Here is a 21,083-nt window from a genome sequence, read left to right as displayed (position 1 = left end):
GGGTCGCATGGACCCGATGACCGTTTTCCAGACGCTTCTGACGATCATGCCGGTGCAGTACCTGGTCGATGTCGCCGCCATCTGCGGCGTGTGCGCGGCGGCGATGCCGTGGCTGCCTGTGCCGGCCAGCGCGCGTTCGGCCTATGGGCGCGCCTATGCGATCCTGAACGCGCTGGCGCAGAATTTTCGCAATGTCACGAACCTGGCGCGGCCCGGAACGGGTGGGCCGGGGACGGGCGAACCGGGAGCGTCCGGACGCGGGAGGCCGCTGGCGGGCGTGGCGCTGCTGGCGGCGGTGGGGCTGTCGGTGTCGGCCTGCACCACGACCGGGTCCGGCACCGTCATTAACACCGCCGAGCTGAATGCCGATGCCGGCGCGATCGCGTTCGCGGCGGAGGCGATCGAGAGCATTCCCACGCTGTCGGCGCATCTGACCGCCGACCAGGTCGCGCAGGTCAACGCCGCGCTGACACGGATCAGGACGATCACGGCGCAGATCAACGCGGCGTCGGGCGGGGCGATCGACATCGAGACCGGCAAGGGCTGGGCGTCGTCTCTGGCGTCGGATTTCCAGACGATCCTGACGATCGCGACGCCGATCGTGTCGGCGTTCGCGCCGGGGGTGGCCGTCTATGTCCAGACGGCGGAGCAGATCATTCCGCTGCTGGAAGCGGCCGTCGGGCTGGCGCCGGCTGCGATGACGGCGGCGCCGGGCGCGCCCTCGGCCCCGGCGGTGCGGGCGGCGCTGTATCGGGGGGTGTGAGGCGCGGCGGTCCGGCGTCCCGGGGGGCGGCATGTGTCGGGAGGATCCGTATCGGCGGCCCGCCGGCGGCGAACAGTGCCGCCATGCGGTCCCCGTCGTCGTCGGTGTCCCGCGACGGCGGGAACAGGATCCCGACCGCGAGGATTTCGGCCAGCGTCAGCATGATGGCAATGGCCAGCTCGATCTTCATCCCGTGACCTCCCTGGGGCCAAGGATAGATCAGGGGCGCATGCCGATATGTATTGGAGGACGACAAAGTGAAACAGCACCGTGCCGGACGGGCTCTTTCCCATCCGGCGTCCTGCCGGCCGGCCGGCGCGGGAGATCCTGGCGGCCGGCGATCGCGCCCCGACCCTGTGGCCCTGCGCGCCGGGGCGCCGTCCCTGTCGGGACGGCGGGGCGGGTCACGTGCCTGCAGGAGGGGCGCGTCCCGCCGGCGGCGATGGCGTCGCGGTGAGGCGTGTCGCGGTCAGGGATGCGGTCCCTGTCCGGGCTTGGGCATCTGCTCGGGCGATGGCTTGTCCATGCCGGGTGGCTTGTGGTTTTCGTCCGACGGTTTCAGGGCGTGCGGCGTGGGATAGGTTCTGGACCCGGATTTGGCCGCGTTGTCGCCCTGCTTCCGGAGATAGGGCGCGTTGTCGTAGTCCGAGGACGGCTTTTGCGACGGCTTCGGATAATGGCCCTGTTCGGAATCCATCGAGGACGGGGACGGGTTTTTCTGCGCCCAGGCGGCCGGTGACGCCGCCAGCGACGCGGGTATGGCGCAGGCGAGCATGAAGATCGGGATACGACGCATGACGGGGACTCCTGTCCGGTGGTGTGCCAACGCCGGGCGGGGGCGGTGGTGGCGTCGTCGCGTCGACGTGAAGGGGATATGTCGCGATGGGAGCAGGGACGTGGGGCAGGCTGGGGTGCCGGCCGGCGGAAACCCGGCCGGGGCAGCCGCGCCTGTCCGGGTTGCGGATGATGGCGCGCCGCGCGCCGCCGCGCCTGGTCCGCGACGCCGTCGACCCGGCGCCGCTGATGCTGGGCAACGACGTGCTGGGGGACTGCACCGCGGCTGGGATCGGCAATCATATCCGGGCGACGGCGGCGCTGGCCGGCTACCAGGTGGCGGTGGGGACGGCGGAGGCCGAGGCGTTCTATGCGGCCTCGACCGGCTATGTGCCCGGCGACCCGGCGACCGACCTGGGCGGGGTGGAAGTGGACGTCCTGGCCCATGCCGCGCGCCGGGGCTATGCGCTGGCCGGCCAGACGCTGTTCCCGGTGTGGGGCAGCGCCGATCCGGACGATCCGGATGGCATGCGCAACATCATGGCCGGGATGGGGGCGGCGTATCTGGGCGTGCGCCTGGCGCTGGCCGACCAGCGGGACGGCGTGTGGGACACGACCACGCCGGGCGACCAGACGCCGGGGTCGTGGGGCGGGCATTGCCTGCTGGCCTGGGCCTATGACGGGACGGGGGACGCCGACCTGGTCACGCTGCTGACCTGGGGGACGACGCGGCGCTGCACCTGGCGCTGGCTGCGGTCGCGGGTGATGGAGGTGCACGGCCTGGCCTGGCGGCAGCTGATGCCCGCCGACGGGCTGGCGCCGGGCGGCGAGGACTGGGACGCGCTGGTGGCAGCGAACGCGGCCTACCTGCAGGGGGAGGATGGATCGCGCGAGGGGTGGATCGAGAAACGGAAAATGCGTGGGTGGGATTGAGATTGTTCGATCGCATGGCGAGGAGAATGGTGCGGCGGCATGGGCCGGCGCGTGGTTCGGCCGTTCGCGGCGGCGGCCGGGCGGCAGGTGGCGGCGATCCTGTGGCGTCGCGGGACCGCCCCCGCTTGCCCGCCCATATTGCAAACGGGCCCGGACGATTCCCGATGTTTCCGGAGTTCCCTGGCGACGTCGACGTGGAGGCGGGTCAGGGCCGTTCCGCTTCCGCTTTCAGGGCCGCGTTCATGCGCTGGAAGGCGGCGTGGAGCGGGTTCACGTCGTAGACCCATAGCAGGAGGCCGGAGAACCGCTCGTTCTGTTCGAGGCGGGTGCCGTGGTCGGTGGGGTGCAGGATGAAGACATGTTCGCCGGTGAACAGGCCGGGCAGGCCCCACAGCCGGCCGATCCATTGCAGCCTGCGGGGCGGGCGGACGGCGATCACATGCGGGGAGAAGACCATCTGGTCCCGCGGGGCGTCGGTTCCGCCGGCGGCCAGCCGGATGGTGAGCCGGCCGCCGGCCCTGAGCGACCCCGTCATCTGGCGGATAAACGGATTCCAGGCCGGATAGGACGCCATGTCGGTCAGCACCGCCCATACGCGTTCGGGGGAAGCCGCGATGTCGATGTCCGTGGCGACGTCGCGTCGCGGACCGCGCACGCCCGCGAGAAGGAGGCCCCCGGCGAGCGCGCCCGCCGCGGCACATATCAGCATTTTCGTATCCATGGGGAGAGGGTAGGACCGCCGCCTTGTCCGATCCATTGCGCAAAGCGGTAGCGGAGGTATACGAATCCGTATGGACAGGATCGACTGGCATCTCTGGCGAAGTCTCGCGGCGGTCTGTCGGTGCGGCTCCCTGTCCGAGGCCGCGCGGGAGCTGGGATCGACCCAGCCCACCCTGAGCCGGCAGATCGCGCAGCTGGAGGCGGCGGTGGGACATCCGCTCTTCTCCCGGTCGAAATCCGGGCTGACGCCCACGGATCTGGCGCGGGCGCTGGCGCCCGTCGCGACGATGATGACGGACCAGGCCCGCACGCTGGAAAGCCTCGCGCGGTCCGATCGCATGCGCATGACGACCACGCTGACCGTTACGGCCAGCCACATCACGGGGGCCGTCGTCCTGCCGCCGATCCTGGGCACGTTCATGGCGGCGTGGCCGACGGTACGCGTCAGGCTCTCGCTCACCGACGCGGTCGCGGACGTCATCGGGCGGGAGGCCGATCTGGCGGTGCGCCATGTCGCGCCCCGGCAGGGGGATCTGTGGGGCCGGAAGGTCGGGACGGTGCGGATCCGCCTGTTTGCGCATCGGGAGTATGTGCGGCGGCATGGTGCGCCGCGCGACCTGCCGGACCTGGCCGGGCATCGGATCGTCGCCGCCGCCGACCATATCGCCCGCATTCCGGAGCTGGCATCGCTGGCGCTGCGTCCGGACCTGGAATGCGACGACGACCTGGGCCTGCTGGCCGCGCTGCGCGCGGGGATCGGGATCGGCTATTGCCAGGAACCGATCGGCCGCGACGATCCGCAGCTGGTTCCCGTTCTTCCCGATTATTGTCCGGCGTCCCTTCCCCTGTGGGTGGTGACCCATGCGGACCTGCGGAAGGCGCCGGCGGTGCGTGCCCTGCTGGACCATCTGGCGGAGGGCCTGGCGCGGTATTGTGCCTGACGGTTGGGGCTGACGGTTGGGGCTGGGGCGGTGTGGGACGGGGCGGGATGTCCGCCGCGTCGCGGGCGAGCCGTGTCAGGGCCCGGTGCGGGTCGCCTGGGTCGCCTGGGTCACATGGGCCATCTGGGCCGTCTGGGCCGTCTGGTGGGCCGCCTGGGCCAGGCCGGTGGCGAGCGCGTCGGCGATCGCCCCGCGCAGCCAGGACAGCGCCGCGTCCGTCCCCGTGGCGGGCGTGAAGGCGAGGGCGATGGGATAGCGGCCCAGCTCGACCGGGACCGGCGTGGCGCGGAGCCGCGATATCCGCGCCAGCGTGTTCGCCGCATGGGCCGGGATCGTGGCGATGACCCGGCTGCCCGCGAGGAAGGGCGGCAGGGCGGAGAAATGCGTCAGGGCGGTCTGAATGCGCCGCGTGTGGCCGATGGCCTTCAGCGCCGTATCGACGATGCCCTCGCGGCCCGAGAACGAGACCAGGACATGCGGCAGGGAGAGATAGTCCCGCAGCGTCGGCGCCGTGTCGATGCCGCAGGCGGCCGGGTCGAACAGGCAGGCGTAGCCGCCCTCGCCGATCGCCTCGCGCTGCATCCAGGAGCGGGAGGTGCCCGAGGTGACGATCGCCACGTCGATTTCCCCGCTCTCCAGCATCTGTCCGGCCGTGTAGCGATTTGCCTGGCGATAGACGATCGCGGCGCCGGGGGCCTCGGACATCAGCCGGGCGGACAGGAGCGGGCCGATCGCCAGTTCGAAATCGTCCGACATGCCCAGCGTGAAGCGGCGCGTGCATGTGGCCGGCGCGAATCCTGCGTGCGTGCGGAACGCGTCGCGGATCATCGCGGCGCCGTCGGTCAGCTGCGCGGCCATTGCGATGGCGCGCGGGGTGGGTTCCATGCCGCCGCGCGTCCGCAGGAACAGCGGGTCCCCCGCCGCCCGGCGCAGGCGCGTCAGCGCCGTGCTGACCGCCGACTGGCTGAGGGACAGGCGGGTGGCCGCCTTCGTCACGCTGCGTTCCTGCCAGATCGCCAGGAACGTCACCAGAAGGTTGAAGTCGAACCGGCTGATATCGGTCAGGTCGATTTTACGCATCGGTTCATTCAATTTGATCGATCCGCATGCGTGCGGCAAGAGGGCGGTGGAATGAGCCAGGGAGCCAGCCGCATGACCCTTCGCCGCGTCGCCGTCGTCCAGGCCGGGACGAGCCTGTTCGACACACCGCGCACTCTCGACCGCATGCAGGCGCTCTGCGAGGAGGCGGCGCGCCAGGGCGTGGAGCTGGCGGTGTTTCCCGAAGCCTATGTCGGCGGTTATCCCAAGGGGCTGGATTTCGGGGCGCGGATGGGCACGCGCAGCGCGGAGGGGCGGGAGGATTTCCTGCGCTACTGGCAGGCGGCGATCGATGTGCCGGGCGCCGAGACCGCCCGCATCGGTGCCTTCGCCGCCGCCATGAAGGCGCATCTGGTCGTGGGGGTGATCGAACGGGAGGGGGCGACCCTCTATTGCTCGGCGCTGTTCTTCGGTCCGGACGGGACGCTGCTGGACCGGCATCGCAAGCTGATGCCCACCGCGAGCGAGCGCCTGGTCTGGGGCCAGGGCGACGGGTCCACCCTTCCGGTGCTGGACACGGCGGTGGGCAGGCTGGGTGCCGCGATCTGCTGGGAGAACTACATGCCCGCCCTGCGGCAGACCCTGTATGCCAGGGGGATCAACGTGTGGTGCGCGCCGACGGTGGACGAACGCGAGATCTGGCAGGCGTCCATGCGGCACATCGCCTACGAGGGCCGGACCTTCGTGCTGAGCGCCTGCCAGTACCTGACGCGCGCGGATGCGCCGGAGGCCTACGACTGCATCCAGGGCGCCGACCCGAAGACCGAGCTGATCCGGGGCGGGAGCGTGATCGTCGGTCCGATGGGCGATATCCTCGCCGGGCCCGTGTACGGGCGGGAGGCGGTCCTGAGCGCGGATATCGACCTGATGGACACGATCCGGGCGCGCTACGACCTGGATGTCGCGGGTCATTACGCGCGGCCGGACGTCTTCAGCCTGACGGTGGATGCGCGGCCCCGCAAAGGGGTGAGCGTCGTTCCGGCCAGCGGCCATCCCGTGGCGGGGGACGAGGGCGGCCGCGCGGCGGAAGGTGCCGCCGGGTGCGGCGACACCGCCGCGTGAACAGGGGTCGCCTGCTTCAGGCCGCCGCGTGGCCTGCGCGCGCGGCCTCGATCCGGGCGATGTCGATCCGGCGCATGGTCATCATGGCGTCCATCACCCGTTTCGCGGCGGCGCGGTCCGGGTCCTTCATCGCGGCCATCAGGGCGCGGGGCACGATCTGCCAGGAAAAGCCCCAGCAATCCCTGCACCAGCCGCAGTCGCTTTCGCTGCCGCCCTGTTCGACGATGGCGTTCCAGTAGCGGTCGGTTTCCGCCTGGTCATCGGTCATCACCTGGAAGCTTACCGCCTCGTTCGGGGGAAACGGCGGTCGGCCGTTCAGGCCGATGAAGGACTGGCCGAGCACGGTGAACTCGACGGTCAATTCGTCCCCCTGTTCACCGCCCGGGTAGTCGGAGGGCGCGTAAAGCGCCGGCCCGACATGGCTGTCGGGGAAGGTGGCGGCATAGAATTCCGCCGCGTTCCGCGCCGCGCCCGGGGCGAACCACAGGCAGGTGACGATCTTTCCCGACATCGCATTTCCCCTTGCGCGCCGCGAGGCCAGGCCTCGGGAGGACATGCGGGATGTGGATCGGCGCAGGCCGGCTTCAAGGCCGGCGGGTCCGGGCCGGGGGATTACCCGAACTTGGTGATGTCGATCCCCCGCATCCCTGCCCGCGAGGCCGCTTCAAGCCCCGAAGGCGTGTCCTCGAAGACCATGCATTCGGCAGGGCTGACGCCCATGACCTCGGCCGCCCGGAGGAACAGGTCCGGCGCGGGCTTCGGATGGGCGACGTCCTCGATCGTCACGATGGCGTCGAACAGATCGATGAGGCCCGTGGCCTCGAGGCAGGATTCCACGATGATCCGGGCGCCCCCGGAGGCGACGGCCATGGGACGCCTGCCGTGGTTGTCCCGTGCGATCCGCGCGACGTGATCGATTTCGGTCAATGCGCCGATGTCTTCAAAAAAAGCCTTTCGCATTGTCCGGACCGCCGATTTCCGGTCGAAGAGAGCTTTGAAATCGGAAGCGAACGCGTCCATCAGGACGTGATCGGACATGCCGGCCCTGGCCATGAACCATTCCGCAGGCATCCGGACGCCGGATTCCGCGAAGCCCTTTTCCCATGCGCGCGCATAGATGGGCGGTGTGTTCACGAGCGTTCCGTCGCAGTCGAAGATCAGCCCGGCGACATTCTCCCCGGCCATTTTCCCAAGGTCAGTCATGGTGCGATGAACCCACGGCGAATATCCGATGCATGCTGCTGGATTGCAGTTCTACTCCCCCGGAAGGAATTGCCGTCAAGGGGAATCACCGGGCGTCCGGTTTTATCATGTGCCATGCGTCGGTTTTCAAAAGCATGTGCGCGGCGCCTCCGTTCGGGGGGTGGCCGGTTCAGGGGATGAGCCGGCGTTCGCGCATGGCGTCCAGGTGGGCGAGCAGCACGTCGTCCGAGCGGCGGGTCATGCCGGGGAAGCCGGCCTGGCGCGCCCTGGTCACGTCGAAGATCGCATCCTTTTCGACATGGAAGATGAAATCGCCGAACCCGCCCAGTGCGAGCCGGTCCGGATCGGCTTCGGCCAGGCCATGCCGGGCGGCAACCTGCGCCCAGACGGGGCGGAGCGCGTGCAGGCGCCGGGCGAGCGAGATCGGCTGCGGCTCGCCGACCTCCACCCCGAACCATTCCGCGAGCCGGGGCCATGCATGCGACCAGCGGAAGACGTCGCCGTTGGTGATGTTGAAGGCCCCGTCCATGCCGTTCTCCGCCGCCCACAGCGCGGCCTCGCCCAGCACGTCGCTGCCGACGATGTTGACCAGCGTGTTGCGATAGGCGGCGTCCGTCCCGGGGAACTGCATCGCGGTGTTCGTCTCGCGGCAGAGCGTGCCGTACAGCCCGATCAGGTTGCCGAGATTCATCGACGAGCCCAGCGAATGGCCGATGACGATATCGGGCCGCAGCGCCGTCCATTTCAGCCCCGTGCTTTCCTGCGACCGGGCGAAATCCTCGTGCCGGAAATAGAGGTTGGGGGGGAAATGGCGGCTGTCATCCTCGCGCGCCGGCGTCTTGTAGACGCCCAGATGCGCGCCGTAGACCTTGCCGCCCTGGATGAAGACCAGGCGTTCCAGCGGTGCGCCGGCCGCGCGCAGGGCCGCCACCAGGTTTTCCAGCATCGCGGCGTTCTCGTCCGCCTCGACGCCCGGGTCGGGGTTCGGCCGGAGGGCGGTGTAGAAGAGATGCGTGACCCCCTTCAGCGCGCCGCCCTGCGTGGCGAGGCTTTCGGGGTCGAGCAGGTCGGCGCTGACATGCGCGCCGCTGCCCGGCCCGCGCGTCGCGCGGCTGAGCGTGGTGGCGGCCCAGCCCGCGCCCTGGAAGGCGTTCAGGGCGGCGAGGCCGACCACGCCGTTGGCGCCGGCGATCAGGACATGTCGTGCGCTCATGGGATCCTCGTCGAACGATGTCTGCGGCCGTGGTGTCCGGCCGCGCGCTCCGGCCCGGTGTCCGGCGGCAGGCGCCTGGATGCGGCCGGTGGAAATCCGGCCGGTGGAAAACGGAGTGGCGGCAGTATGGTCGGCGGGCGGGAAAAGAAGAATTGATCCCGCGATGAAGGCATCATTCACATAATATGCAGAATGGACCTTCTCGCGCATATCCGCGTCTTCATCGACATCGCCGAGCAGGGCAGCCTGGCCGCCGTGGCGCGTGCGCGGCGGCTTGCGCCGTCCGCCGTGACGGCCAGCCTGCGGCGGCTGGAGGATCATGTGGGCGCCCGGCTGGTCCTGCGGTCGACCCGCAAGCTGGCGCTGACCCCGGAGGGCGAGCGGTTCGCGCGCCAGTGCCGCGGCGTCCTCCTTGCCCTGGACGAGGCCGTCGACCAGGCCGCGGGGGACGGTCCCCTGAAAGGCACCATCCGCGTCACGTCGCTCAACGATTTCGGGCGTACCCGGCTGTGCGGTCTGATCGACGGTTTCCTGGCCCGCCATCCGGCGGTGCGTTTCGACCTGTCGTTGAGCGACGACGTGGTCGATCTGATACATGGGGGCTACGACCTCGGCCTGCGGACCGGCCCGCTTTCGGATTCCCGGCTGAAGGCGCGCCTTATCCTGCGCGGCGGGCGTTCGGTCTGCGCCGCGCCGGCCTACTGGGCGCGACATGGCAAGCCGTGCCGTCCCGAGGAGCTGTCGGGCCATAACTGCCTGGTGCTGGCGCGGAAAGGCGATCCGCAGAGCATCTGGCGCTTCCGGGACGGCGAGGCGTCTCTGCCGGTGCATGTGTCGGGCGACAGGATGACCAATGACGGCGGGCTGCTGCGGCACTGGGCGATCTCGGGCGCCGGGGTCGTTCTGAAGACGGACTACGATATCGCGGCCGACCTGCGGGCCGGCCGGCTGGAGACCGCGCTGGACGCCTTCAAGCAGGAGGATATCAACATCTATGCCGTCCATGCCTCCGGCCAGCATCTCTCGCGCCGGGCGCAGGCGTTCATGGAGTACCTGGCCGAGATGTGCTGACGGGACGGCGGCGGTCTAGAGGGCGGGCGGCGGGGTGATGGACAGCAGGGTCGCGAGGCCGGTGATGTCGTCGGCCAGGGGGTGGTCCTCGTCATAGCGGGGGACGAGGGCGCGGACGGTGTGGAAGAGGTCCGCCGTGCGGGGCGCGAAGCCGGCGGGGCCGCCGGCGAGGTCGATGCACTGGCAGGCGGCCAGCAGCTCGATCGCCAGGATGGTGCGCGTGTTGTCCACGATTGTCGCGGCCTTGAGCGCCGCGGGCGTGGCGTGGACCAGGATGTCTTCCTGCAGGGCCGAGGTGATGCCGCCGTCCAGGCTGGCCGGGGCCGCCAGCCGCCGGTTCTGCGCCACCAGCGATGCCGCGGTGTACTGGGCGATCATGAAGCCGCTGCCGGTGCCGGGATCGGTCGCCAGGAAGGGCGGCCAGGGGCTGACCAGGGGGTTGACCATGCGGTCCAGCCGCCGTTCGGCGATGCCGCCGAGGGTGGCGGTGACGATCGCCGACTGGTCCATCGCCTGGGCCAGGGCGGCGCCGACGGCGTGGGCTTCGGAAAACACCTCGATCGCCGGGCCGTCGGCGACGATGGCCGGATTGTCCGACAGGCTCTGCAGTTCCAGGTCGATGGCGCCGCGCAGGCCCGCCAGCGCGTCGCGCGCCGCGCCGTGGACCTGCGGGATGGCGCGCAGGCTCAGCGCGTCCTGGGTGCGGGCGCCGGCCGACCGGGCCAGCGACGGCGACCCGGCCAGGAGCGCGGTCAGCCGGTCCGCCACCGCGATGCTGCCGGGAAAGGCGCGCAGCCGGGCCGAGCGCGGGTCGAAGGCGCGCACCTGCCCGCCCAGCACGTCGAAGGTGACGGCGGCGATGCAGTCGGCCCAGTCCATCAGGTCCCGCAGGCGGGTCGTCACCAGCGCGCCGATGCCCGTGGCGCACGGCAGGCCGTTGACCAGGCAGAGCCCTTCTTTCGCGCCCAGCGTCACGGGGGCCAGGTCCAGCCGCCGCAGGGCCTCGCGCGCCGGCAGGGTCTCGCCGTCCAGGCGCAGCGCGCCGTGGCCGATCAGCGGCAGGGCGACATGGGCCATGTGGCTGAGATAGCCGACCGAGCCGTCGCGGGGGATGACCGGCAGGCAGTTCGCATTCAGCAGGCGGACCAGCAGCAGCACGATATCCGCCCGGATCCCGGACCGGCCGTGGCAGTAGCCGTTGATGGCGCAGGCGACGATCGCGCGGGTCGTGGCCTCGTCCAGGGGCGTGCCGACGCCGACCGCATGGCTGAACAGGATCTTGCGCGACAGGGCGGTCTGCTCCGCCGCGGAGATCCGCGTGTCCGACAGGGCGCCCACGCCGGTGTTCAGCCCGTAGACCGGCCTGTCGCCGTCCACCAGCGTGCGCAGGGCCGCGTGGGCGGCGTCGATGCGGGCCAGGGCGGCGTCGGACAGCGCCAGGGTCGCGCCGTGGCAGGCGATCCGGTGGATCTGGTCCGATGTCAGGGGGCGGTCGAGGATCAGCGTGGTCATGGGGGGCTTTCGGGTCGAAGGTCGTGGGCGTGGGTCTGGGGCCGATGGCTTGGGACCGACGGCCTGGGGTCATGGTATTGATAATGCAACGATGCCCGGCCGGGAATTCGTTTCGGCAGGCGTCCGGTGCATGGCGGGGCGGCGCCGCGAGGAGAGGGCGCCGGGACGCGGGCGCAGCCGCGCGAGGCTGCCGGTCCGGCGGGCGGAGATGTTTCGGGGGAAGGGGCGATCCGACCTGCGAGGCCGATGTGGCGCACGGCCGATGTCGCGCGTATGTCGCGCGGGGCCGGGGCGCCGGCGGGCGTGGAGGGGCGCGTCAGGCGGGGCGGCGTTCGTTGGTCAGGCCGGCATCTGCCATCGCGCCGCCGATGGACCGGCGGGGACGCACACACGCACGCGCCGCACGCCCGGTCGGCGCGCGACGCGCGGTGTGGCGACGGGCCGAGGCCCGGGATCCTGTCGGCGGATCCGCAGGACGCAGGGTGCCGGACGACGTATCCGGAACCCGCCGGCCCGCAGCCCGCCGGCGACAGGCGTCAGAAGTCCGTGGAGCGCCGATAATAATCGTCGATTCCACGGCCGTACATGTCGTCGCTCCAGTTCGGCATCGTGTCCTCGTTGTACACGGGGGCCGATTGCAGCTGCTCGCGCGTCAGGTCGACGACGTAGCCGCCCTGGCCGGGATCGTAGGTCAGGGCGCTCCACGGCAGCGGGTGGTAGCTGTTGCCGATGCCCAGGAAGCCGCCGAAGCTCATGACCGCATAGGTGACATGGCCGGTCTGCTTGTCGACCATGAAATGCTTGACGGTGCCGAGCCTTTCGCCGGTGCGGGAATAGACGGCGGTGCCTTCCACCTTGTCCGAGGCGATCAGTTCATGCGTTTCGGCCTGCGGGTTGAGGCTGGTCTGCTGGAGATCGGTCTGCTGCTGGTTCATGAAAGAGTCGGACATGGGTCCCTCCTGTTTTTTTCTGGCCTACTAAGCGTGGGCATGCCGATGCGGCAAACAAGGGGGAGGGCGCGCGGGCGCGATCGCACGAAAACGTCATGGTGCGACGCGCAAGACGGGCGGTCAGCGCGGGATCAGGGCCGCCATGGCCTGGTCGGCCGGATCGGGGCTGGCGGCCAGGCCCTCGGCCACGCCGGCGCGGTCGTCGGCCGCGCGGTTCTGGCTGAGCTTGCGTTTGCCCTGCAGCCGGGCGATGGGCAGGCGCAGTCCGACGATGCCGCGCAGCTGGGCGGCGATGAAGGCGTCCGGCGCGTCGGATACCGCCCAGCGGTCGGCGCGCCCGGCCTCGTGCCGGTCGGTCAGGCGGGTGACGACGTCGCGCAGCCGGTCGGGATCGTCGAAGAATTCGATCGGCCCGGCGGCCTGCACGGCGGTGTAGTTCCAGGTCGGCACCACCTTGCCGTGTTCGCGCTTGCTGGCGTACCAGCCGGGCGAGACATAGGCGTCCGGTCCCATGAACAGGGCGATCGCCGGGCCGGTCGCGGGCGTGCTCCACTGGGGATTGGCGCGGGCGACGTGGCCGTACAGCACGCCGTATTCGCCCTCGTCCTCGGCCAGCAGCAGCGGCAGGGGGGTCGCGATCGGGCCGTCGGTGGTGGCGGTGACCAGCGTCGCCAGCCGCGCCGCGCGCATCATCGCGTGCAGGGCGGGCAGGTCGTCGGTGCGGAAGGCGGGGGGTGTGTACATTGGACCGGTTCTCGTGGGCTGGGCGCGGAAAGGCTGGATTGATCCCCATAGGCATTAACGGGCTGTCTTGAAAGTGGGGGCGGCCTGGCGTTGCCCCGCCGTCGATCGGGAGGGTGGCGAGGTCGTCCCCGCATTCGCGTGGTGGGGGCATTCAGGGTGTCACCGGAACCGTTCCGACAGGATAGGAAAAGGACGGTCTGTGTTGCAGGAAATGAAAGGGAAGGATTGTTTGCTGTTTTCTTCTAGGAGAATCTGATGATGGTCTCGAGGGCGTGGAGGACAGGCGTTTTCGGTGTGGAAATTCGGATTTTCCGGGAGGAAGCTGGGCTGACGGCGTTGCAACCCACCTATGTTCACGGATGGATTTCCGGAAAACGACAGCAGGCGCCTGACCGATCTTTCACGATGCCAGGCCGCAACTTTCCGCCCGTCCGTCGTTGACTCTTGCACAGGCCGCGGCCGCGGGTCACATCCATCGGGTCGGAACAGGGAGCGGAACATGGGTTTGCAACAGAACTACGATCTTTTCATCGACGGTCGCTGGGTGGCTGCCAGCCGGGGCGAGCGCCTTGCCGTGGAAAATCCGGCGACGGGCGAGATTTTGGCGCAGGTGGCCAACGGCACGTCCGAGGACGTCGATCGTGCGGTCGCGGCCGCGAAGGCGGCGATGCCGGCATGGCGGCGCCGGACCGCGACCGAGCGGGCGGATGGCCTGTATCGCCTGATTGGCCTGATCCGGCGCGATGCCGAGCATCTGGCGCGCACGATCACGCAGGAAATGGGCAAGCCGATCCGCGAGGCGCGCGTCGAGGTGGGATTTGCGGCCGATCTGCTGCGTTTCGCCGCCGAAAACGCGCGTCGGCTGGAAGGCGAGATTCTTCCGGGATCGCGCCCCGGCGAGAAGATCCTGATCGACCGCAAGCCGGTCGGCGTGGTCGGTGCGATCGCCGCGTGGAATTTCCCGCTGGCGCTGGTCGCGCGCAAGCTCGGGCCGGCGCTGGCGGCGGGCAACAGCATTGTCGTCAAGCCGCATGAAATGACGCCGCTGGCCGCGCTGGAACTGGCGAAGCTGGTGGCCGAGGCGGAAATTCCGCCGGGTGTGGTCAATATCGTCACGGGCGACGGTCCGCGTGTCGGCGTGCCGCTGGTGGCGCACCCGGATACCCGGCTGATCACCATGACCGGCAGCACGCCGGCGGGCCGGAAGATCATGGCCGCCGCGGCGGAGCATCTGAAAATCGTGCGTCTGGAACTGGGTGGAAAGGCACCGTTCATCGTGGCGGACGATGCGGATATCGACCGCGCCGTGGAGGCCGCCGTTGCGGCGCGCTTCGGCAATGCCGGCCAGGTCTGCACGGCGAACGAGCGCACCTATGTCGATGCGAAGATTTACGACGTCTTCGCGGAAAAGCTGCGCGGCCGCATCCGCAACCTGAAGGTCGGCAACCCGCTGGACGAGACGACGGACATGGGGCCGAAGGTCTGTGGTCCGGAGCTGGAAAAAGTGGACAAGATGGTCAGGCGGGCGGTCGAACAGGGCGCGAAACTTGAATTTGGCGGTGCGCGCCTGACCGGCGGCCTCTATGACAAGGGGCAGTTCTATGCGCCGACGCTGCTGACCGATGTGACCGAGAAGATGGACATCACGCAGGATGAGGTGTTCGGGCCGGTCCTCTCGCTGATCCGGGTGGACAGCTACGAGGATGCGATCCGCCAGGCCAACGCGTCCCGCTATGGCCTGTCGGCCTATGTGTTCACCAATTCCCTCGAGCGGATCATGAAGATCAACGCCGATCTGGAATTCGGCGAGGTCTATGTGAACCGCGAGGGCGGCGAGGCGGCGCATGGCTTCCACCATGGCTATCGCGACAGCGGCATCGGCGGCGAGGATGGCCAGCATGGGCTGGAGGCGTATGTGGAAACGCAGACCATCTACCTGAACGCCTGAGCGTCCTTTTGAAAACGCGCGCTGGCGGCGATCCGGCGCGTGTTTTCTGCGTTCCGTGGCGGGCGGCCGATAGGGCCGTTTCGCTTCGGTGCTCGACACTCCATGGCGGGCGCGGGTCGGAAGGCCGCTCTTGCTTGCCAGATCCCATTTCAAATGGGCTTATCCGGGCTGGATCAAAATGCATGCTTGCGGCGGTCCGAGGTGTTGCCGGCCGGGATTTCCGGTTCCGTTACCGGGCGGTCGGGCGGAATGTGCCGGCGCGCAATGAATCCTCGATATCCTCCAGGCTTGTCCCGACCGTTTCGGGCACGTATTTCCAGACGAACAGGAAGGCGGCGACGTTGATGGCGCCGAACAGCCAGAACGTTCCGGTCGTGCCCAGCGCGTGCACCAGCGACAGGGTGACCAGGGAGACGATCGTGTCGGACAGCCATACGGTCGCGCTGGCCAGTCCCATCGCCTTGCTGCGGATGGCCAGCGGGAAGACTTCCGCCGCCACGAGCCATACCGCGACCGAGAGAGAGCCGAAATTGAAGAAGATGTAGCCCAGCAGCGACACGACCATGAGCACCATGCGGATGCCGCCGAGGGGCGCGGTGCCGAGGAACACGGCGCCGAGCACGAAGAGCGACAGCGCGGCGAAGGGCAGCATGACGAGCATCATCCGCCGCCGGCCCACCCTGTCGATCAGCGCGATGCCCATTGCCGTGGTGATGGTGGACGTGATCCCGACCGATACCGATGTCAGCAGTGCCGCGGAATGTGCCAGCCCCGTCTGCGAGAGAATGATCGGGGCGTAATAGACGATCACGTTGGGCCCCGAGAGCTGCGACAGGGCCGCGATGCCCAGGGCCGCGACCAGGGCCGGGCGCACCCAGCGGCGCCGCAGGTCCGCCCAGCCGGATCCTGCCGTTTCCGTTTCGTCGACCGTCAGGACGGCGTACAGTTCGCGGCTGACGGGCGTATGGTGGCCCCGGAGCTTGTAGAGGATGGAGACCGCGCGTCGTTCCTGCTGATGATGCAGCAGCCAGCGCGGGCTTTCGGGCAGGACCATCATGCCCAGTGCGAGAAGCAGGGCCGGGACCGCGCCAAGCATGAACATGGGACGCCAGGAGTCCGGCGTGCCCGACAATTCATATCCCACGAGGAAGGCCAGCAGCAATCCGAGGGAAAAGGCGAGCTGGAACAGCGACACCAGGCCGCCGCGCCGTTCGGCGGGGGCAAGTTCGGCGACATAGACGGGCACGATCTGCGTGGTCGCGCCGATCGCCACGCCCAGCCACAGCCGGGCGAACATCAGGACGCCGACGGTCGGCGCCAGGCCGCATCCGATCGACGCCGCGATGAAGACGGCGGCCGCGGCCATGATGGCGGGGCGTCGTCCCCACCGGTCCGATATCGGGCCGCTGCAGACGGCGCCGAAGATCGCGCCGATATTCAGCGCCGCCGCGACCCATTCCTGTCCCGATGTCGAGAGCGAGAAGCTCTGCGTGACGAAAATCAGCGCGGAGGCGATGATGCCGGTGTCATATCCGAACAGCAGGCCCCCGACCGCCGCAACGGCGGCGGCGATCGAGACATAGCGCCGGGCGGAGGCGGTGCGGTCGCCCAGGCGCTCGATTTCCGGCATGATCGAGAAGGCGCGCCGGTGCATTTCGCTGGCGCGCGCACCGTGTGCGATGTCGATGTCCGTCGTGCTCAACCCTGCCATGGCATGGTCCCTTCGCCGTCAGGTCCTGCCGCCGTTCATGTCGACCGGCGGAGCCGAAATGTCCCGAAGCGCGACGCCCCTGCAACGGACGTTGCGGCGATGTGCATAGCTATGCATCGAAGGTACCTGTATGTCCGAGGTCGGGGCGGACGCAAAGTCAAAGCGGTTGGCGGGTGTGGCGGCGTCCGATCACTTGTGCGTCAGGGCCGGGCGGGACGGCGCGCCGGGGGGACGCCGCCGTCCCGTCAGGCGCGTGCTGGTGCCGCCTGCAGGTTCGGGCCGGTATACGGCCCCTGGTCCGGGCGCGCGATGCGCGGGGCCACCAGGGCCTCGGGCCAGGCGTCGTCGCCCGCCCCGTCGCCGACCAGCGCCGTCCGGCCGCGCGGGATGCATTCCGGCAGTTCCTCGCGCAGGCGCCTGAGGATACGTTCGCGCATGTCGCAGCAGAGATTCCACATCTGCCCCGCGCCGGCCGCGCCGGCGACGATGCGGATGGAAATGACCTGCGCGTTGCTGTCGGCCACCTGGCAGGCGAGGTTGGCGCGGTCCTTGTCCCAGTCGGGGCAATGGACGATTTCTTCCTCCAGGAACTGGCGGATGCGGTCCATCGGCGTGCGGTAGTCGAGCCAGAGGAAGATCGAGCCGATGAGCGCGGGCGAGCTGTGCGTCCAGTTCTGGAAGGGATTTTCCAGGAAATAGGCGATCGGCACGATATAGCGGCGCTTGTCCCAGGTGCGCAGCACGACGTAGGTGGCGTTGATTTCCTCGACCCAGGCCCAGTCGCCGTTGAGGATCAGCATGTCCTCCATGCGGATCGGCTGGGTGATGGCGATCTGGATGCCCGCGATCAGGTTGCTGAGCGCCGGACGGGCGGAAAGGCCGACGACCAGGGACGCGGCACCGGCCGATGCGAACAGGGAAAGGCCGAAGCGCTGCACGGTGTCGAACACCATCAGCGCGGAGGCCACCGTGATGACGCCGAGCGTGATTTCGACCAGGCGGCGCAGGACGCGTATCTGCGTCTGGTGGGAACGGACCGTGATGTCGTCCCCCGGATCGCGCCGGGCGATGCGCGTCAGATAGCTGTCCGTCGCGATCCGCAGGGCGCGGATGACGCCGAATCCCAGGATGAGAATGAACAGGAACGCGAAAACCTTGCCGAGCATGTAGAGCGTTTCGCTCGACAGCCCCACGGCGGCGGCGGGAAGGGCGGCGCCGGCGGCCAGCAGCATCAGCAGCATGCGGATGGCCGAGCGCAGCCGGACGATCAGCGTGGGAATGATCGGCAGGCGCTTGAGCCCGGGCAGGCGCGGAATGGCGTCGGTGATGAGGCGGCTGAACAGCAGCGCGACGGCGGCGGCGATCGCCAGCAGCAGGATCGAGGCGACGGGGGCGGGAAGCCAGTCGAACCAGTGACGGACGCCGGACATCGAGGTGACGTAATCGTGCCTCATCGGTGCAAATGTCTCCCTCTTGCGGACGCCGGGGCGACGCCGTGCTTTGTATCAAAATGTGGCCAGCCTATCGTGAGCGGACGCGGAGCGAAAAGGGTCGGGGAGATTACCAAAGTGCAATCCCCCCTTTCGCCGCGGGGCGTACCGCCTGCCGCGCGATGCGGCGGCGGGGGCCGGGCCGGGCGTTCCGACGGGCGTTCGGGGCCGATCAGGGGCGGTTTGCGTGGCGGTGCGGGACGGCGAAGGGCGGTCGGTTCCGCCGCGGGAGATGCGAACGGGCCGTTCGTGTCCGCGTGGCGCGCCCACCTGCCATGTGCGTGGTGGGAAAGGGGCTTGGGACGAGATCGGTGCCTCGGCGGCGAGCCGGAGCGCCGGTGGCCTGCGCCGGCATATCCGCGAAAGCCCTGTGCGCGATGCGGTCGCCGGAGAGTGTGTGGCGCACGCCTTGTCCGCGTCCGTGGGGATGGGACGGGCCCCGGGAGCCCCTATGGCGCGAGGGTCAGCGTCCAGTGCGCCGTGCCGGGCCGCAGGGGGCGGGGCGTGCCGGCGACCCAGTCGGCCTGGCCGGCGCCGTAATAGGGGGCCAGGGGGTTGCCGGCCTGGCCCATCGGCATGTCGAACAGGGCGGATGCCTCGTGCCCCGGGCTGACGACCAGGCGTTCCGAGGCGCCGAAGCCGGGGACCGCGACGCGGGGGACCAGCGTGTCGCCGGCCTCGGCCACGTCCGGCGGGTCGGTCAGCCAGCCCAGGCCCGGGACGGCGCGGGCCAGCGGATGATGGATGCCGACGCGGTTGACCGCGCCCCAGTCGAACCGCGCCAGGCCCCCGGCGGCGGCGATGTCGCGGGACAGCGCGTGCAGGATCGCATCTGTGACGGCGGCCCAGTCGCGATAGGGCGGCGGGACCAGCGCGGGCGGCTGGTCGGTCAGCAGGCGTTCGACCGCCCAGCCGGCGCGGGCGGGCGTGCGGGGCGGCGGGCCGGATGCCTGGCCGGGCGGGGCCGCCGCCGCGCGGGCATAGGCGTCGAAGACGATCCGCAGCGCCCGCGTGCGGAACGTGCTGACCACGCGATAGCCGACCGAGCCCGGGCGCGCATGTTCGCCCCATGCCGCGACCGGGCCGCGCAGCGCAGCCAGGTCCGCCCGGCCGGGCCGCGCGTCGATGGCGCGCATCAGCAGGGCCTGCCAGGGGCGCAGGACGGTGGCGTGGTCGTCGGTTTCGATCGCCAGCAGGTCGGGTTCGGCGAAGCGGTCGCGGGCGTACAGATCGTCGCGCAGCCGGCCGGCGCGCAGCCCGTCGGCATAGCCGCCGTCGCCCAGCAGCGCCAGCGCCGCGCCGCCCACGACGCGGCCGTTGGCGGACCACAGGCGGCCGCCGGGGGGATCGACGATTTCGGGGATTTCCGCGGCGTCCAGGTAGCCGTTCCAGCCGTGGCTGCCGTCGGCCCAGGAATGCGGCAGCTGGTCGTTCAGGTTCACGCGGCGGGGCACCTGGCCGATGATGGTCCAGGCGATGTGTCCGGCGCTGTCGCCGACCAGCATGTTTTCCTGCGGCAGGCCGGTGCGGTGGGCGGCATCCAGCGCCGCGCGCACGTCCGTGGCGCGTTCCAGCGCGCGGACGCCGTCATAGCGGATGGCGTTGTCGTCGGCGGCGCTCCAGCGCCAGACCAGCGGGGCGCCGGCGGCGTCGTGGCCGACCACCGGGCCCCAGACGGTCTGCGCGATGTCGTCGGGCCGGCAGGGCGCGCGGATGACGCAGATCGTCTCGCGCACCGTTTCGATCGCGCGGACGCCGTCGGGGGTGCGGTAGCGGGTCGGATCGCCCGGCATCGTGTCCAGCGCGATCAGGTCGCCGGTTTCGATATAGCCGTCGGTGAAGGCCCAGGCGACATGGGTGTTGCTGCCGACGATCTGGAAGGGCTGGCCGGGCAGGGTGACGCCCATCAGGTCCAGCGTCGGCGGCGCGTCCGGGGCGTCGCGCACGATCTGGCGGGCGCGATACCAGATGTTGGGCACGCCCAGCCCCAGATGCATGTCGTCGGCGACGATCGCGGCCCCCGTCGCGGTCAGCCGCCCCGACACGGCGATATTGTTCGATCCGCGTTCCGGCGCCGGGGGCGCGGCGGCGGGGCGGGTGGACGCCTGGATGGGCGACGGGGCGGACGGCGGGGCGGGCGACGGGGCCTGGGGCGCCAGCCGGTCGGGCATCGGCGGCCCGTCGGCGGCCGAGCCGTCGGCCGGGGCGTCCAGCGGGGTCAGGGACGGGTCCAGGAAGGCCGCCATCGCCGGCCCCCATGCCCGGCGCAGGGCCGCGCGCAGGCGCTGGGCGCTGCCGTCGGCGCTTTGCAGGTCGAAATACATCGCATAGACGACCAGCAGGGAATCGGCGTCGGTCCAGGGCGCGGGCGTCGCGCGCAGCAGCGTGTATTCGAACGGCGCATGGCCCAGGGCGCCCAGCCCGGCATTGACCCCGGCGGTATAGGCCGACAGCAGGGCGCGGTCGGCCGGGTCCTGCCGGGCCAGGACCCGTTCGGCATGGGCGCGGAAGCGGTGCAGCCGGTGCGCGCGGTCGACCGGCAGGGCGGCGGCGCCGACCAGGGCGGCCAGTTCGCCGGCGCCCACGCGGCGCAGCAGGTCCATTTCGAAAAACCGTTCCTGGCCGTGCAGGAAGCCCAGCGCCCGCGCCAGGTCGGTGCGGCTGCGCGCGGTCAGCGTCGGCACGCCGTCGCGGTCGCGCGCGATGTCCACCGGGGCGGACAGGCCCGCCAGATGCCGCGTGCCCGTCAGGACGGGGCGGCTGGCGCGCAGGACCCACGTGCCGTATCCCACGCCCCCGGCCCCGGCCAGCAGCAGGACCGCCAGCCCCCCGGCCAGCAGGCGGCGGGTCCGGCGGCGGGGTGGCGGCGGCGCGGGTGGGGTCATGAAGGGGGCTCCGGTCCTGGCGTCCCCAGTAAACCGGAGCGGACGGCGGGCCGCAATCGGGGGGC

At 70.3% G+C, this 21,083-nt stretch carries 18 protein-coding genes; 6 read left to right on the top strand and 12 right to left on the bottom strand.

Translation table 11 applies throughout. The features are described 5' to 3' along the window. Window positions 1-7 precede the first annotated feature (7 nt). A complete protein-coding gene (locus tag HLH28_RS03630; protein WP_182954571.1) occupies window positions 8-763 on the top strand; it encodes a hypothetical protein in 756 nt (251 codons plus the stop codon). A 469-nt stretch (window positions 764-1,232) separates the two neighbouring features. On the opposite strand, the gene HLH28_RS03625 is transcribed toward HLH28_RS03630, so the two are convergent. Beyond that, complete coding sequence (locus HLH28_RS03625; RefSeq protein WP_182954567.1) at window positions 1,233-1,559, bottom strand: hypothetical protein; 327 nt, start codon at window positions 1,557-1,559, stop codon at window positions 1,233-1,235. A gap of 86 nt (window positions 1,560-1,645) precedes the next feature. Between HLH28_RS03625 and HLH28_RS03620 the strand changes: the two genes are divergently transcribed. Then, window positions 1,646-2,470, top strand: coding sequence for a hypothetical protein (locus HLH28_RS03620; RefSeq protein WP_182954564.1), 825 nt, complete (start codon window positions 1,646-1,648; stop codon window positions 2,468-2,470). A 205-nt stretch (window positions 2,471-2,675) separates the two neighbouring features. Here HLH28_RS03620 and HLH28_RS03615 read toward each other — a convergent pair whose 3' ends face one another. Further along, window positions 2,676-3,179 (bottom strand): SRPBCC domain-containing protein, encoded by a 504-nt coding sequence (locus HLH28_RS03615; RefSeq protein ID WP_182954562.1) that lies wholly within the window; start codon window positions 3,177-3,179, stop codon window positions 2,676-2,678. An 82-nt stretch (window positions 3,180-3,261) separates the two neighbouring features. Here HLH28_RS03615 and HLH28_RS03610 point away from each other — a divergent pair, with 82 nt between their 5' ends. Then, window positions 3,262-4,131, top strand: a complete 870-nt coding sequence (locus HLH28_RS03610; protein ID WP_182954559.1) for a LysR family transcriptional regulator — start codon at window positions 3,262-3,264, stop codon at window positions 4,129-4,131. 75 nt (window positions 4,132-4,206) lie between these two features. On the opposite strand, the gene HLH28_RS03605 is transcribed toward HLH28_RS03610, so the two are convergent. Continuing rightward, window positions 4,207-5,211: a LysR family transcriptional regulator gene (locus tag HLH28_RS03605; RefSeq protein ID WP_182954554.1), complete on the bottom strand. Its 1,005-nt coding sequence runs from the start codon at window positions 5,209-5,211 to the stop codon at window positions 4,207-4,209. A 72-nt stretch (window positions 5,212-5,283) separates the two neighbouring features. Here HLH28_RS03605 and HLH28_RS03600 point away from each other — a divergent pair, with 72 nt between their 5' ends. Continuing rightward, a complete protein-coding gene (locus HLH28_RS03600; RefSeq protein WP_182954550.1) occupies window positions 5,284-6,291 on the top strand; it encodes a carbon-nitrogen hydrolase family protein in 1,008 nt (335 codons plus the stop codon). A gap of 16 nt (window positions 6,292-6,307) precedes the next feature. Here the strand turns inward: HLH28_RS03600 and HLH28_RS03595 are convergent, their stop codons facing one another. The 3 genes from HLH28_RS03595 to HLH28_RS03585 form a co-directional block, all read right to left on the bottom strand. Further along, window positions 6,308-6,802: a VOC family protein gene (locus HLH28_RS03595; protein ID WP_182954548.1), complete on the bottom strand. Its 495-nt coding sequence runs from the start codon at window positions 6,800-6,802 to the stop codon at window positions 6,308-6,310. A gap of 101 nt (window positions 6,803-6,903) precedes the next feature. Beyond that, a complete protein-coding gene (locus HLH28_RS03590; protein ID WP_182954940.1) occupies window positions 6,904-7,476 on the bottom strand; it encodes an HAD family hydrolase in 573 nt (190 codons plus the stop codon). A gap of 187 nt (window positions 7,477-7,663) precedes the next feature. After that, window positions 7,664-8,707, bottom strand: coding sequence for an SDR family oxidoreductase (locus HLH28_RS03585; protein ID WP_182954545.1), 1,044 nt, complete (start codon window positions 8,705-8,707; stop codon window positions 7,664-7,666). Window positions 8,708-8,899: 192 nt separating this feature from the next. Here HLH28_RS03585 and HLH28_RS03580 point away from each other — a divergent pair, with 192 nt between their 5' ends. Beyond that, a complete protein-coding gene (locus HLH28_RS03580; RefSeq protein ID WP_182954542.1) occupies window positions 8,900-9,778 on the top strand; it encodes a LysR family transcriptional regulator in 879 nt (292 codons plus the stop codon). A gap of 15 nt (window positions 9,779-9,793) precedes the next feature. Here HLH28_RS03580 and HLH28_RS03575 read toward each other — a convergent pair whose 3' ends face one another. From HLH28_RS03575 to HLH28_RS03565, 3 genes are all read right to left on the bottom strand, one after another. Further along, window positions 9,794-11,290 carry an HAL/PAL/TAL family ammonia-lyase gene (locus HLH28_RS03575; protein WP_182954540.1) on the bottom strand — a complete coding sequence of 499 codons (1,497 nt, stop codon included), beginning with the start codon at window positions 11,288-11,290 and terminating at the stop codon, window positions 9,794-9,796. A 536-nt stretch (window positions 11,291-11,826) separates the two neighbouring features. Further along, window positions 11,827-12,240 carry a PRC-barrel domain-containing protein gene (locus tag HLH28_RS03570; protein WP_408869812.1) on the bottom strand — a complete coding sequence of 138 codons (414 nt, stop codon included), beginning with the start codon at window positions 12,238-12,240 and terminating at the stop codon, window positions 11,827-11,829. Window positions 12,241-12,360: 120 nt separating this feature from the next. Next, window positions 12,361-12,984, bottom strand: a complete 624-nt coding sequence (locus tag HLH28_RS03565; protein ID WP_182954538.1) for an FMN-binding negative transcriptional regulator — start codon at window positions 12,982-12,984, stop codon at window positions 12,361-12,363. Between the two features lie 499 nt (window positions 12,985-13,483). Between HLH28_RS03565 and aldA the strand changes: the two genes are divergently transcribed. Then, on the top strand, window positions 13,484-14,932 hold the full coding sequence (gene aldA / locus HLH28_RS03560) for an aldehyde dehydrogenase (protein ID WP_182954535.1): 1,449 nt from the start codon (window positions 13,484-13,486) through the stop codon (window positions 14,930-14,932). Window positions 14,933-15,161: 229 nt separating this feature from the next. Here aldA and HLH28_RS03555 read toward each other — a convergent pair whose 3' ends face one another. The 3 genes from HLH28_RS03555 to HLH28_RS03545 form a co-directional block, all read right to left on the bottom strand. After that, window positions 15,162-16,562, bottom strand: coding sequence for a sugar porter family MFS transporter (locus HLH28_RS03555; RefSeq protein ID WP_182954935.1), 1,401 nt, complete (start codon window positions 16,560-16,562; stop codon window positions 15,162-15,164). Between the two features lie 326 nt (window positions 16,563-16,888). Continuing rightward, entirely contained in the window at window positions 16,889-18,097 is a 1,209-nt protein-coding gene (locus HLH28_RS03550) for a mechanosensitive ion channel family protein (protein WP_182954532.1), read from the bottom strand. A gap of 485 nt (window positions 18,098-18,582) precedes the next feature. Further along, window positions 18,583-21,018 carry a penicillin acylase family protein gene (locus HLH28_RS03545; protein WP_182954529.1) on the bottom strand — a complete coding sequence of 812 codons (2,436 nt, stop codon included), beginning with the start codon at window positions 21,016-21,018 and terminating at the stop codon, window positions 18,583-18,585. Between the last annotated feature and the right edge of the window lie 65 nt (window positions 21,019-21,083).

The sequence above is a fragment of the Gluconacetobacter tumulisoli genome (genome assembly GCF_014174155.1).
In the GTDB taxonomy this organism is placed as follows: domain Bacteria; phylum Pseudomonadota; class Alphaproteobacteria; order Acetobacterales; family Acetobacteraceae; genus Gluconacetobacter; species Gluconacetobacter tumulisoli.
The sequence above is the reverse complement of the archived record's forward strand: the minus strand, read 5'-3'. Positions and strand labels throughout refer to the sequence as shown.